The sequence below is a fragment of the Luteimonas vadosa genome (assembly GCF_039543545.1).
Classification (GTDB): domain Bacteria; phylum Pseudomonadota; class Gammaproteobacteria; order Xanthomonadales; family Xanthomonadaceae; genus Luteimonas; species Luteimonas vadosa.
The window spans coordinates 372,701-385,918 of sequence record NZ_BAABJY010000001.1 but is presented as its reverse complement, the minus strand read 5'-3'; the positions used below and the strand labels follow the sequence as shown (position 1 = coordinate 385,918).

General features: G+C 70.0%; 11 protein-coding genes. 6 read left to right on the top strand and 5 right to left on the bottom strand.

Annotated features, from left to right (window positions below):
• Positions 1-38 precede the first annotated feature (38 nt).
• From arsS to ABD970_RS01765, 4 genes are read right to left on the bottom strand one after another with little or no spacing between them, the layout of a single operon-like run.
• On the bottom strand, positions 39-1,016 hold the full coding sequence (arsS, locus tag ABD970_RS01780; RefSeq protein ID WP_345293783.1) for an arsenosugar biosynthesis radical SAM (seleno)protein ArsS: 978 nt from the start codon (positions 1,014-1,016) through the stop codon (positions 39-41).
• Positions 1,013-1,747, bottom strand: coding sequence for a DUF3047 domain-containing protein (locus ABD970_RS01775; protein WP_345293782.1), 735 nt, complete (start codon positions 1,745-1,747; stop codon positions 1,013-1,015). The genes arsS and ABD970_RS01775 overlap by 4 nt, the downstream gene beginning before the upstream one ends.
• A gap of 41 nt (positions 1,748-1,788) precedes the next feature.
• Positions 1,789-3,927, bottom strand: coding sequence for an FAD-dependent oxidoreductase (locus ABD970_RS01770; RefSeq protein WP_345293781.1), 2,139 nt, complete (start codon positions 3,925-3,927; stop codon positions 1,789-1,791).
• A gap of 9 nt (positions 3,928-3,936) precedes the next feature.
• The gene (locus ABD970_RS01765) at positions 3,937-4,959 is read right to left on the bottom strand and encodes a methyltransferase domain-containing protein (protein WP_345293780.1); all 1,023 of its coding nucleotides are present in this window, start codon (positions 4,957-4,959) and stop codon (positions 3,937-3,939) included.
• Positions 4,960-5,173: 214 nt separating this feature from the next.
• On the opposite strand from ABD970_RS01765, the gene ABD970_RS01760 reads away from it, so the two are divergent.
• Both ABD970_RS01760 and ABD970_RS01755 read left to right on the top strand, forming a co-directional pair.
• On the top strand, positions 5,174-6,142 hold the full coding sequence (locus tag ABD970_RS01760; protein ID WP_345293779.1) for a helix-turn-helix transcriptional regulator: 969 nt from the start codon (positions 5,174-5,176) through the stop codon (positions 6,140-6,142).
• A gap of 21 nt (positions 6,143-6,163) precedes the next feature.
• Entirely contained in the window at positions 6,164-7,057 is an 894-nt protein-coding gene (locus tag ABD970_RS01755; RefSeq protein ID WP_345293778.1) for a patatin-like phospholipase family protein, read from the top strand.
• 123 nt (positions 7,058-7,180) lie between these two features.
• On the opposite strand, the gene ABD970_RS01750 is transcribed toward ABD970_RS01755, so the two are convergent.
• Positions 7,181-7,780: a lipocalin family protein gene (locus ABD970_RS01750; RefSeq protein WP_345293777.1), complete on the bottom strand. Its 600-nt coding sequence runs from the start codon at positions 7,778-7,780 to the stop codon at positions 7,181-7,183.
• Positions 7,781-8,002: 222 nt separating this feature from the next.
• On the opposite strand from ABD970_RS01750, the gene ABD970_RS01745 reads away from it, so the two are divergent.
• The 4 genes from ABD970_RS01745 to lptM all read left to right on the top strand — a co-directional run bounded on the left by ABD970_RS01745 (position 8,003) and on the right by lptM (position 13,215).
• Positions 8,003-8,290: a hypothetical protein gene (locus ABD970_RS01745; protein ID WP_345293776.1), complete on the top strand. Its 288-nt coding sequence runs from the start codon at positions 8,003-8,005 to the stop codon at positions 8,288-8,290.
• 106 nt (positions 8,291-8,396) lie between these two features.
• Positions 8,397-10,547, top strand: a complete 2,151-nt coding sequence (locus ABD970_RS01740; protein ID WP_345293775.1) for a prolyl oligopeptidase family serine peptidase — start codon at positions 8,397-8,399, stop codon at positions 10,545-10,547.
• 109 nt (positions 10,548-10,656) lie between these two features.
• Positions 10,657-12,852, top strand: a complete 2,196-nt coding sequence (locus ABD970_RS01735; RefSeq protein WP_425563025.1) for a S9 family peptidase — start codon at positions 10,657-10,659, stop codon at positions 12,850-12,852.
• A gap of 105 nt (positions 12,853-12,957) precedes the next feature.
• Complete coding sequence (gene lptM / locus ABD970_RS01730; protein ID WP_345293773.1) at positions 12,958-13,215, top strand: LPS translocon maturation chaperone LptM; 258 nt, start codon at positions 12,958-12,960, stop codon at positions 13,213-13,215.
• The last annotated feature ends 3 nt before the right edge of the window (positions 13,216-13,218 follow it).

The following is a 13,218-nucleotide window of genomic DNA, read 5'->3' as shown; positions in this document are numbered from 1 at the left end:
GCCTCAGCGCCATGGCCCCGTTCGATCATCGCTCGCCGTCAGGCCAGCGCGCCGCCGCAGCTGCTGCCGCTGCCGGCGGTGCAGCCGTAGCAGTGGCGCGCGAAAGCGATCGGCCGGGTTTCGATCTCGTCCAGGCGTTCGATGTCCCACAGCGTGGTGCGGGCGCGGCCCAGGTCGATGCGGAGCATCTGGTTGAAGTCGCAGTCGTACAAGCTTCCGTCCCAGCCCACCGACACCAGGTTGCGGCACATCACCCCCAGCGCCGCCCGCGGATTGAAGTGGTCGACCAGCAGCTGCATGTAGTCGTCGAGGTGGCCGTCGCGCTCGAGTTCGTGCAGGAAGCGCTTGATCGGCATGTTGGTGATGGTGAACAGCTGGTTGAAGGCGATGCCGAAGTCGTCGTGCAGGCGGCGGCGGTAGTCCGCCTCGAGCGAAGCCTGCGAAGGCGGCAGCATCGCGCCGATCGGGTTGTAGACGAGATCGAGTTCCAGGCCTGAATCGGCCTGTCCGTAACCAAGCCTGTTGAGTTCCTGCAGCGCGGTGATGCTCTGGCCGAACACGCCCTTGCCGCGCTGCTTGTTGACGTTCTCCGGCGTGTAGCAGGGCAGGGAGGCGACCACGGCCGCGCCCTGTCGTGCGAGGAACCCGGCGGTGTCTTCCTGCCCCGGCTCGAACAGCACGGTCAGGTTGCAGCGGTCGATCACCTTCAGCCCGCGCGCGCGCCCGGCGGCGACCAGTTCGCGGAACTGCGGGTGCAACTCCGGCGCACCGCCGGTGAGGTCAAGCGTGTGCAGGGCCGGCGCCGTGTCCATCAGTTCGACCAGCCGCGCCACGCCGCGCGCGTCCAGCGCCTCGCGGCGCTTTGGCCCGGACTCGACGTGGCAGTGCGTGCAGGCCAAGTTGCAGCGCGCGGTCAGGTTGACCTGCAGGATCTCCAGCGGCGTGCGGTCGAGCGTCAGTCCCTCGCGCTCGAGCTTGCGTGCGAAGGGAAGGATGGGCGAGACGACGGCGTTCACGGCACGGCTCCCGCCGGCTCGAAGCGGATGTCGCCGAACCAGGTGATGGTCGATTCGCCGGTGTTGTCGGTATCCACGGCGACAGCGACGCCGGTGATGCGCGGCGGCTCGCCGCCGAACGCGCGCCGGTAGTCGGCGGCGACGTCCCGGGACAGCGAGACCCACTGCCCCTCGCGCGCCTTGCCGGTGCTGGCGACCACCATCTTCACGAAGCCAGTGTAGGCGTTGTCGCGGAGGGTGCCGACCGGCTGGCGGTTGTCCCAGACGTAGCTCAGGGCGGCCGCAGGCAACTGGTCGCCGTAGCGGGCGCGGCCAATGCGGTACAGGGCGCGCTCGCCGAACGACATCTGCGCCGGCGTGCGGTCGAAGAACACGTACAGCCGCGCGGCGTAGTCGTCGCCGGCCTTCGACGCCATGTCGGCCTTGGCCAGCACCCGGTCGGTCTTCCAGCGCCAGCGCAGCAGTGGGGTGCGCGCGGGGTCGACGCTGATCGCATGGCGCAGCGACGCGGCCGCGTCGTCGGCGCGAGCGCGCAGCACGGTGCGGCCGTCGTCCTCGACGAGGTCGAAGCGCGTCTGCCTGGCGACGCTGGGGATCGGTTGCAGCCTCCATCCGGCGGGCGGTGCCTGGCCTGCAGTGGCTGAGGAGAAGGCGGCCGGCTGCTGCGCGAAGGCAGGCCAGGCGACGGATGTCCACAGGACCGACAGCAGCAAGGCGCCGGCGGTCAGCATGCGTCGGCACCGGAAGCCGTGGCGGGGCGTTGTCGATGCCTTCACGGGCCGCCCCGTTGCCAGCGGTGGTAGCGCTCGACCCAGTCCAGCAACTTGTCGGGCTTGTGCCGCTTGCGGCGCTCGCCCGCCACCGCCTTCGCGGCTTCGGCGAAGGTGGGATAGGCGAAGACCGTCCCCAGGATCTTGTCCAGGCCGATGCCCTGCTTCATCGCCAGCGCGAACAGGGCGATGGTCTCGCCGGCGCGCTCGCCGACCACGGTGGCGCCCAGGATCCTGTCCTTGCCCGGCGCGACCAGCACCTTGACGAACCCGGCGGTCGCGGCCTCGGCCACGGCGCGGTCGAGCTCTGACATGGCGTATTTCACCACCTCGACCTCGGTGCCGGTCTCCTTCGCCTCGCGCTCGCCCAGCCCGACCCGCGCCTGTTCCGGCTCGGTGTAGGTGCAGGCCGGCATGACGGAATAGTCGGCGCGGAACGACTTGAAGCCGCCGAACAGCGCATTGACCGCCGCGTACCACGCCTGGTGCGCGCCGGCATGGGTGAGCTGGTACGGCCCGGTGACGTCGCCGACGCAGAGGATGTTGGGATATCGGGTGCGCAGGAACTCGTCGGTCTCGATGGTCTTGTTCTTGCGCAGAGGGATGTCGAGCGCGTCCAGTCCGTAGCCTTCGACATTGGCGGTGCGGCCTATGGCGACCAGCAGCACGTCGAAGGGCAGTTCGCTGGATTCGCCGGCGTGCTCGACGCGCAACGTGTGGGGTTCGCCAGCCTTCGCCTGCACCGCCTTGTGGCCAAGCAGCACCTCCACGCCATCGGCTTCCAGCGCCGCCTGCACCACGGCGGCGGCGTCGGCGTCCTCGCGGCCGAGCAACTGGTCGGCCATCTCCACCAGTGTTGTTTCGCTGCCCAGCCGGGCGAAGCTCTGCGCCAATTCGCAGCCGATCGGGCCGCCGCCGAGCACCAGCAGGCGCTTCGGCAGCGCGTCCAGGTCCCAGATCGTGTCCGAGGTGCGGTACGGCACGCCGTCCAGGCCGTCGATCGGCGGCACGAAGGGGCGGGCCCCGGTGGCGATCACGATGTGGCGCGCGCTGAGCGTCCTGCCATCGACCTCGACTTCCCACGGCGAGACGAGCTTCGCCTCGCCGTGGATCACCTCCACGCCCAGCTTGCGGTAGCGCTCCGGCGAATCGTGGGGCTCGATGGTGCGGATCGATTCGCGGACGTGCTGCATGACCTTGGCGAAATCGACTTCGGTCTTGCCCGCCTGCATGCCGAAGCGACCGCCCTCGTTGGCTTCCGCCGCCGCGCGCGCCGCGCGGATCAGCGCCTTGGACGGTACGCAGCCGCGGTTGAGGCAGTCGCCGCCCATCTCCGCCTTCTCGATCAGGGTGACCTTGGCGCGCACCGTCGCGGCGATGTAGCTGGTGACCAGGCCCGCGGCGCCGGCGCCGATCACGACCAGGTTGCGGTCGAAGCGCCTGGGCCTGTCCCAGCCCGCGTAGACCTTGCGCGCGCGCAGCCAGTCCAGCGCCTTGCGCGCGACCAGTGGCAGCAGCCCGAGCGCGGCGAAGGCCAGCAGCAGGCCGGGGCTGAGGATGCCGGACAGCGATTCGAGCTCGCCCAGCTCGCGCCCGGCGTTCACGTAGACGAAGGTACCGGCGAGCATGCCCAGCTGGCTCACCCAATAGAAGGTCCAGGCTCGGATCGCGGTCAGGCCCATCGCCAGGTTGATGACGAAGAACGGGAACACCGGCACCAGCCGCAGGGCGAAGAGGTAGAAGCCGCCCTCGCGCTCGATGCCGGCATCGATGCGCTTGAGCCGTTCGCCGAAGCGCGCACGCACGCTGTCCCGCAGGACGTACCGCGACACCAGCATCGCCAGCGTGGCGCCGATGCTGGACGCGAACGAGGCGATCAGCAGCCCTTGCCAGAGGCCGAACACCGCGCCGCAGAACAGGGTCAGCAAAGTCGCGCCCGGCAACGACAGGGCGGTGACGATGATGTAGATCGCGCCGAAGCCCAGTGCCGCGCCCAGCGGGTTGGCGTCGACGTAGGCGCGTGCCGTGCCGAGCAGCGACTGCATCCTCGCCAGGGTGAGGTATTCCGAACCGCCGCCGAAGTACAGCGCCAGCGCGGCGGCCACGACCACGACCAGCAGCAGGATTTTCTTCGCGCCCATCGGTCCGCCTCAGCAGCAGCCGGCGGCGCCGGCCTCGCCGCCCGCCGGCGTGGGGCCGCAGTCGAACAGGCCGAAGTGGGCGCGCCGCGCGCTGACCTCGAAGTGCGGCGCGTAGCGGGTCTGCGACAGCATCGCCGCGGTGTTGCCGCACACCGCCATCGGCCGGTCGCGCTCGAACACGTGGTGGTCGTCGAGCACGAAGCGGTGCGGATGGTGCGGGATGTCGCCGCGGTACGTGGCGAACTGCCCGAAATCCTCGCAGCGGTCCTCGAGTTCGAGCTTGAACGCGCGCACGGTGAGGCTCTCGAAGGCGATCATGCCGATGCGCGCCTCGATGTCCGCATCCAGCAGGGGCACCGGGCTGCGCGCGACGACGCGGTGGTCGTCGACGCCCAGCCGCGCCAGCATGCGGCGGAAATCCTCCGGGTACAGCGCGCCGGCCAGGCATTCGCCGCGCAGCACGGGGTCGTCGAGCAGTTCGGGCGGGATGCGGCGGTCGCCGTAGACGTCGGCGAAGAACAGCTCGCCGCCGGGCTTGAGCACGCGGAAGACCTCGGCCAGCACGCGCGACTTGTCCGAGGACAGGTTCAGCACGCAATTGGAGATCACCACGTCGACGGAGGCGTCCGCGATCCCGGCGGCGGCGAGGTCCTCGATGACGCCGTCGCGGAAGTCCAGGTTGTCCAGGCCGGTGGTGTCGCGGTGCGCGGCCTGGGCGCGCCTGGCCACCTCGAGTTGCCGGGGGGTCATGTCCAGGCCGATCACGCGGCCCTCTGCGCCGACCAGCCGCGACACCAGGAACGCGTCGCGGCCGGTGCCGCAGCCGAGGTCGAGCACGGTCGCGCCGGCGATCGCGGCGGGAATCGGCGAACCGCACCCATAGAAGCGCTCGTTGACCTCTCGCGGCAGTTCGCCCAGCCAGCCCCGCAGGTAGTCGGGGATGGAATCCGGGCTGCAACAGGCGCCGGTCTTGAGGTCGCCGCTGCCGGCCAGGGTGCTGCCGTAGTACTGCTGGATCGCTTCGTCACGCATAGGGAGCCTTGTCCATGGGGGAGGGAATGGCGCCGTCGCGGCGAACCCAGGCGTCCGCGTCATGCCACCATGCCACGAACAAGAGGCGGCGGGCGGGCAAAAGGATGCGCCGCCGTCGCGACGCAGCTACGCCGCCCCAAGCGAGGTGGATGCGCCGTAGTGGGCCGGCGGCCCCCTGCTCGCGGCCCCGGCGCCGATCCGGCACACTCCTGCCATGGATCGCTACGAACGCATCACCGCCCTGCACCGCACCCTGAAGGCCGCGCGTTACCCGGTGACCGTGCCCCGGTTGCAGGAGGAACTTGGTTGCTCTCGTGCCACCGTTTACCGCGACCTGGCCTTCCTGCGCGACGCGCTGATGGCGCCGGTGGTCGGCGACGGCGAGGCGGGGTTCCGCTACGACACCAGCGATGGCGCGCGCTTCGAACTGCCGGGCTTGTGGCTGAACTCGGAAGAGCTCTACGCGCTGCTGGCCGCGCAACAGTTGCTGTCGCGCACCACGGGCGGGGTGCTGTCGGGCGCGCTGGCGCCGCTGCAGCAGCGGGTGGAGTCGCTCCTGGCAGAACAGGCCGGCGGCAAGCGCTGGCCGGTCGAGCGCGTGCGGGTCATCCCGCACCGGACCCGGCGCATGGACGAGCATGCCTTCCGCAGCGTGTGCACCGCGGTGCTCGAGCGCCGGCAACTGGCCTTCGACTACCGCGCGCGTTCCACCGACCAGCGCACGCGGCGCACGGTGTCGCCGCAACGCATCACCCATTACCGCGACAACTGGTACCTCGACGCCTGGGACCACGAGCGCGACGGCCTGCGCAGCTTCTCGGTCGACCGGATCACCGCCGCGCGCGCGCTCGACGACGCCGCGCGCGACATCGCCGAGGATGAGCTCAACCAGCACCTGGCCGGGAGCTACGGCATCTTCTCCGGGCCGCCCAAGGGCACGGCCACGATCCTGTTCAGCGCCAAGGCCGCGCGCTGGGTCGCCGACGAGCACTGGCATTCGCAACAGCAAGGGCGCTTCCTGCCCGACGGCCGCTACGAGTTGAAGATCCCCTACAGCGCGCCGCGCGAGCTGCTGATGGACGTGCTGCATTACGGCAGCGACGCCGAGATCGTCGAACCGCCGGCCTTGCGCGAACAGGCCAAGTCCCTGCTGGCGCTCGCCCTGTCCAACTATGACCGCTGACCGGGCGGCGCCCGACGCGACATGACGCCCGCCGAAGCACCGAAGATCGCCCGCAGGGAGAAGGTCGCGCTGGCGCTGGGCGCCGGCGGTGCGCGCGGCATGGCGCAGATCGGCGTGCTGGAGGTGCTGGACGAACGCGGGTTCGAGATCGTCGCCATCGCCGGCGCGTCCAGCGGCGCGCTGGTCGGCGGCATCCATGCGGCCGGCAGGTTGCGTGCGTTCCGCGAGGCGATCGAGGGCATGACGCGCGGGCAGTTCCTGCGCCTGCTCGACCCCGTGGTGGCGCGGCCGGGCCTGGTCGCGGGCCGTCGCCTCGTCGATGCGATGCGCGAGGTGGTGGGCGATCCGGACATCGAGACCTTGCCCGTCCAGTTCACCGCGGTGGCCGTCGACCTCGAGCGCCAGCGCGAGGTGTGGCTGCGCAGCGGGCCGCTGTGGGACGCCTTGCGCGCCTCCTTCGCCGTTCCCGGCGTCTTCACCCCGCACGTGGTGCACGGGCGCGAGCTGGTCGACGGCGGTCTGCTGGCGCCGCTGCCGATCGCGGCCACACGGCTGTCCGACGCGCACCGGCTGATCGCGGTGGACATGCACGGCTGGCCGCGGCGACCGCCGGGGAGGCCCGCCGACACACCGCAGGGCAACGGGCCGGCGCCACGCGGCCGCCGGCTGGCGCAATGGTTTCATCGCCGCCTGGGCAACGATCCCGACCGGATGGGCTTCGCCGAGACCATGGCGCGCGCGCTGGACACGATGCAGGCGCAGATCGCGCGCGTGCAGCTGGCACTGGACCCGCCGGAGCTGGTGATCCGCATCCCCCGCGACGCCTGCCAGTTCTACGAGTTCTGGCGCGCCCGGGAACTGATCGCGATCGGCCGCATGGAGGCGGAAAAGGCGCTCTCCGAGGCCGGCTATTGAGGGGTCAGCGAGGCCGGGGCGGCGATCGCGGGTACCAGGTCGCCGCCGGCAGCTTTACGGGCATTGGGTTGCGGGCATCGACCACCACGCCCACGGACGCGCGCGCCGGGTTGCGCGCCGTGTTCAGGGCTTCCTGGGATCGGCGAACCCGAGCATGCCGACCTGCCCGCGCACCTGCGGCACGCGGCGCAGCTTGTCGGTGTTGACGCCATGGCCGCGCATGCGGCTTTCGAGTTCGCGGTATTGCGCCTTGTCCATCACCGGCTCGCGCGCGAACACCCACGCCAGGTCGCGGCCCGGGTAGTCGACCAGCGCCCAGGAGTAATCCGGTGCCACTTCCAGGATGCGGAACCTGGTGGGTACCACGTGGAAGAACCAGGTCGTCCACAGCCGGTTGCCGCTGCCTGGCTTGACCGTCGCCCGCGAGGCCACGGTCTCCTCCGGCTCGTCGAATCCCTTGCGGTACCGGTACAGCACCTCGATGCCGCCATCTTCCTGGAGCGTGTAGGTGTCGCTGCTGGCGACATGGCCGGCCTCGCCGAAGTACGGGACGTGGGCGATGACATGCCAGCGGCCCATGAAACGGGTCAGGTCGACCGGCGTTTCGTCGACGCTCGCCGGCATGGCCGTCGTGGCGCAAGCGCCCAGCAGGCCGAGGCAGAGCAGGAGGCCCGCCGTGGCGAAGGATGCCGTGAGTGGCAGGCGGGCGATGGAGGTCGTCATGCGGGATTTCCAGGCGGAGTGGGGGCAGCGTCGCTGAATACGGGCGAAGGAGGCGTCAATGGCCGCACGGTTCCCGCGGTCGCAGGCCTTGAGATGCGGCGCGCGGATGCTGGCCTTCCACGATCCCGGAGTCCAGCCATGGCACGACACGCGCTTCCATCCTGCCCCCGGCATCCCGCCAACCGGAGGCCTCTCGGCCCTGGCGCCAGCGCCACGTCCCCCATGCTGCAGGCGGTGGCGGGGGTGTTCGTCGTTGCCCTGGTGGCGGTGGTCTCGCTGCCGCAGGCACGCGGCTTCCATGCGGGCATCGGCTGGATCCCGTTCTGGCTGCTGGCGCTGCCGGCCAGCGCCTGGTGCGCGCTCTGGGCGGCGCGTCGCGATGCCCTGGCCGAAGCCGGTGCCAGCGCCGAGCCAGTGGGTGCCCAACCGCCGCGCCGGCGCACCCTTGCGCAGGCACGCCGTCGCGGCGTGGCCGCGCCGCGCACGCCGCGCCGCGCGCACGCCGCCTGAACGGGATTTGCCGGACTTTCGGCACGGCGGGCGCGGCTAGGGCCTGTGCTAGCGTTGCGGGCCGCCGTCCACTGCTGGAACCGGAAAACCCGAAGGAATGGAGTCCATGCCGAACCTGTTGGCCGCCTGCCTTGCCGTGCTGTCGATCGCCGGCATTGCGGCGACCCCGCCACACGCCCAAGCCCAGGAGCCCACCGTGCCCGACCCCTACCAATGGCTGGAGGGCGTCGAGGACGCCAGGGCGCTGGACTGGGTGCGCGCCGAAAACGCCAGGACCGAGGCCGAGCTGGCGACCACGCCCGAGTTCACCCGGCTGGAAGCCCAGATCCGCGCCATCCTGGATTCCGACGCCAAGATCCCGGCAGTCGAGAAGATCGGCGACCACTATTACAACTTCTGGAAGGACGCGCGGCACGAGCGCGGGCTATGGCGCCGCACCACGCTGGAGGAATACCGCAAGGCCAAGCCCCGGTGGGAAACCCTGATCGACCTCGACGCGCTGAACGCGGCCGAGGGCGAGAACTGGGTCTGGCATGGGGCCGACTGCCTGCGGCCAGCCACGCCGGACGCGCCCCACGAGCGCTGCCTGGTCGCGCTTTCGCGAGGCGGCGCCGACGCCGACGTTACCCGCGAGTTCGACCTGGTCGGCAAGCAATGGGTCGAGGACGGCTTCTTCCGACCCGAGGCCAAGGGCGCGCTGGGCTGGATCGATCGCGACACCGTCTACGTCTACACCGACTTCGGCCCCGCGGCCGACGGCGCGCCCAGCCTCACCGCATCGGGCTACCCGCGCATCGTCAAGCAGTGGTCGCGGGGCACGCCGCTGGCCTCGGCGACGACCGTGTATGAAGGCAAGCACGACGACCTCTACATCGCCGCCTTCCACGACGACACCCCCGGCTTCGAGCGCGACTTCGTCTCGCGCGCCATCGCCTTCTACGAAAACGAGCTGTTCCTGCGCGGCGACGGTGGCGCACTGGTCCGCATCGACGCGCCCAACTCCGCCGGCAAGGGCGTGGTGCGCGACTGGCTGTCGGTGGAACTGCGCGAGCCGTGGACCGTCGGCGGCAGGACCTACCCTGCCGGCGCGCTGCTGGCCATCGATTTCGATGCCTTCATGGCCGGTGGGCGCGACTTCGAGGTCCTGTTCGAGCCCGGCCGGACGACCTCGCTGGTCGGCGCGACCTGGACGAAGAACCACGTCGTGCTCAACGTGCTGGACGACGTCAAGAACAAACTGTCGGTGCTGACGCCGGGCGAGCGTGGCTGGAAGCTCGACGAATTCATCGGCGCACCGGCCTTCGGCACGCTGGCGGTGTCCGCGGTCGATGCCGACGACAGCGACGCGGTCTGGCTCACCGCGACGGACTACCTGACCCCGAGCACGCTGTCGCTGGTGGAAATCGGCGGGCAGCCCGAAGTGCTCAAGACCATGCCGACGTTCTTCGATGCCTCGACGCACGCCATCGAGCAGCATTTCGCGACCTCGAAGGACGGCACGCGCATCCCGTATTTCCTCGTGCGGCCCCGGAACATGGCGCTGGACGGCGGCAACCCGACCCTGTTGTACGGCTACGGCGGCTTCGAGGTCTCGCTCACGCCCGGCTACTCGGGCGGCGTCGGCAAGGGCTGGCTGGAGCAGGGCGGCGTGTACGCGGTGGCCAACATCCGCGGCGGCGGCGAGTACGGCCCGCGCTGGCACCAGGCGGCGCTGAAGTCCAACCGCCACAAGGCCTACGAGGATTTCGCGGCGGTGGCGCGCGACCTGATCGCGCGCAAGGTGACTTCGCCCCCGCACCTGGGCATCCAGGGCGGCAGCAATGGCGGCCTGCTCACCGGCAACATGCTCGTGCAGTACCCGGACCTGTTCGGCGCGGTGGTGGTGCAGGTGCCGCTGCTGGACATGCAGCGTTACCACAAGCTGCTCGCGGGCGCGTCGTGGATGGCCGAGTACGGCGATCCCGACAAGCCCGGGGAATGGGCGTTCATCCGCAAGTTCTCGCCCTACCACCTGGTCGAGGCCGACGGCGACTACCCGGCGACGCTGTTCATGACCTCGACCCGCGACGACCGCGTCCATCCCGGCCACGCCCGCAAGATGATGGCGAAGATGCAGGCGATGGGGCACGACGTGCGCTATTACGAGAACATCGAAGGCGGCCACGGTGGCGCCGCCAACAACGCCCAGCTCGCCCACATGAATGCGTTGGCCTACACCTTCCTCTGGCAACAGCTCAAACCCGGCCGGGTCCCCTAGGCGCGCTACAGTCTCGGGCCCGTCGCGTCGGGGTTTCGGGACTTCCCGCGGCAGGCGTCGCATCCCTGAAGCTGGCCGCATCCATCCGGCATCACCGAACGGACTCACCATGCATCCCCTCAAACTCACCCTGGCCACACTCCTCCTGATGACTTCGCACCTCCATGCCGCGGAACTCCCGCCGCCTCCAGACGCCGAAAAGAAGCCCCACACCGTCAAGGCCCCGCACGGCGCGGAACGCAGCGACGAGTACTACTGGCTGCGCGACGACAAGCGCCAGGCCAAGGACGTCATCGCCTACCTCGAGGCCGAGAACGCCTATGCCGACGCCGTGCTGGCGCCGCTCAAGCCGCTGCAGGACGCGCTTTACGAGGAGATCGTCGGCCGCATCAAGCAGGACGACGGCAGCGTGCCTTACCGCGAGCGCGGCTGGTGGTACTACACGCGCTACGAAACCGGGCAGGACTACCCGATCCACGCGCGTCGCAAGGATGTCGCCGGCGCGACGACGCCATCCATGCTGGAGGCCAGCCAGGCGCCCGACGCCGACGAGCAGGTGCTGCTCGACGTCAATGCGCTGGCCAAGGGCAAGGACTACTACAACATCGGCGACTGGGAAGTCAGCCAGGACAACCGCCTGCTCGCCTATGCCGAGGACAGCAACGGGCGCCGCCAGTACACCATCCGCTTCAAGGACCTCGGCAGCGGCGAGCTGTACCCCGAGCAGATCCCCGGGGTCTCCGCCAACCTGGTCTGGGCCGACGACAACAAGACCCTGTTCTACGTCGAGAACGATCCGGAGACGCTGCTCACCGTCCGGGTGAAGAAGCACGTGCTGGGCACCCCGGTTTCCGAGGACGTGGTGGTCTACGAGGAAGAGGACGACAGCTTCTACATGGGCATCGGCCGCACCCGCGACGACAGGTTCATCTGCATCGGCGTGCAGAGCACCGTGTCCAGCGAGACCCGCTGCACCCCGGCCGCCGATCCCGGCGCGTTCACCGTGCTGGCGCCGCGCGAGCGCGACGTCGAATACGACGCCGACCATTACGACGGCCGCTGGGTGATCCATACCAACGCCCCGGACGAGAAAGGCGTGCCGTCCCCGAACTTCAAGCTGGTGACCGCCCCCACCGGCGCGAGCTCGCGCAAGCAGTGGCGGGACTGGGTCGCGCACCGCGACGACGTGTTCATCGAAGGCTTCGAGTTGTTCGACGGCTTCACGGCGGTCGCCGAACGCTCCAATGCCCTGGAGCGCATCCGCGTATTGCGTGGCGATCCGGGCGCCGCCGACGACGACGGCGAATACGTCGAGGCCGACGAACCCGCGTACTCGATGGGCCTGTCCGTGAATTCCGAGCCGGATGCCGAGTGGCTGCGCTACAGCTACACCTCGCTGACGACGCCGGCCACGACCTACGAACTCAACCTGCGCACCGGCGAGCGCCGCCAGCTCAAGCAGCAGCCGGTGCTCGGTTACGAGCCTTCGAAGTACGTCACCGAGCGGGTCTGGGCCACCGCGCGCGATGGCACGAAGATCCCGGTGTCGCTGGTCTACCGCAAGGGTTTCAAGCGGAACGGCGAGGCGGCGATGCTGCAGTACGCCTATGGCAGCTACGGCGCCTCGATGGACCCGAACTTCAGCGTCACCACCGTCAGCCTGCTCGATCGAGGCATGGTGTACGCGCTGGCGCACATCCGCGGCGGCCAGGAGATGGGCCGCAAGTGGTACGACGCCGGCAAGCTGCTGGCCAAGAAGAACACCTTCACCGACTTCGTCGACGTCACCGACGACCTGGTCGCCCGGGGCTACGCCGCGAAGGATCGCGTGGCTGCCTACGGCGGCAGCGCGGGCGGCCTGCTGATGGGCGCGATCGCCAACATGGCGCCGGACAAGTACCGCGTGATCCTGACCCAGGTCCCCTTCGTCGACGTGGTCACCACCATGCTCGACCCCAGCATCCCGTTGACCACCAACGAGTACGACGAGTGGGGCAACCCGGAACAGGCGGAGTTCTACGACTACATGCTGTCGTACTCGCCCTACGACAACCTGCGCAGGCAGGATTACCCCGCGATGTTCGTCGGCACCGGGCTCTGGGATTCCCAGGTGCAGTACTGGGAGCCGGCCAAGTACGTCGCCCGGTTGCGCGACGTGGACACCGGCACGCAACCGGTCGTCTTCCGCACCAACATGGACGCCGGCCATGGGGGCAAGTCCGGCCGGTTCCGCAAGTACCGCGAACTGTCGGAGATGTACGCCTTCCTGATCGACCAGCTCGGGGTCGACCATGCCGCGCGCTGAGCACGCGCCGGGCGGACGGTCGATCGCGGGCCGCGGCGCGCGCCCCGGACCGCGCCGCGGCGCGAAGCCAGGGGGTACACTTCGGCCATGAACCGGAGACCGTGCATGTCCAAGATCGTCCTGCCGCTTGCCCTGGTGCTGGTCCTCGCTGCCTGTGGCAACAAGGGACCGCTGGTATTGCCGCCGCCGCCGTCTGCCGACGATGCGGAACTGGTGGAGGCCGCCGCCGTCGACGATGCCGGCGCGCTTGCCGATCCGACGCCGGCCGATACCGAACAGCAGCCGCTGCCGCCGGACAACCCGCCGGTCGAGGCGGATCCCGACGCGCCGCCGGTGCCGGACGACGGCGACACCGGCGACTGAACG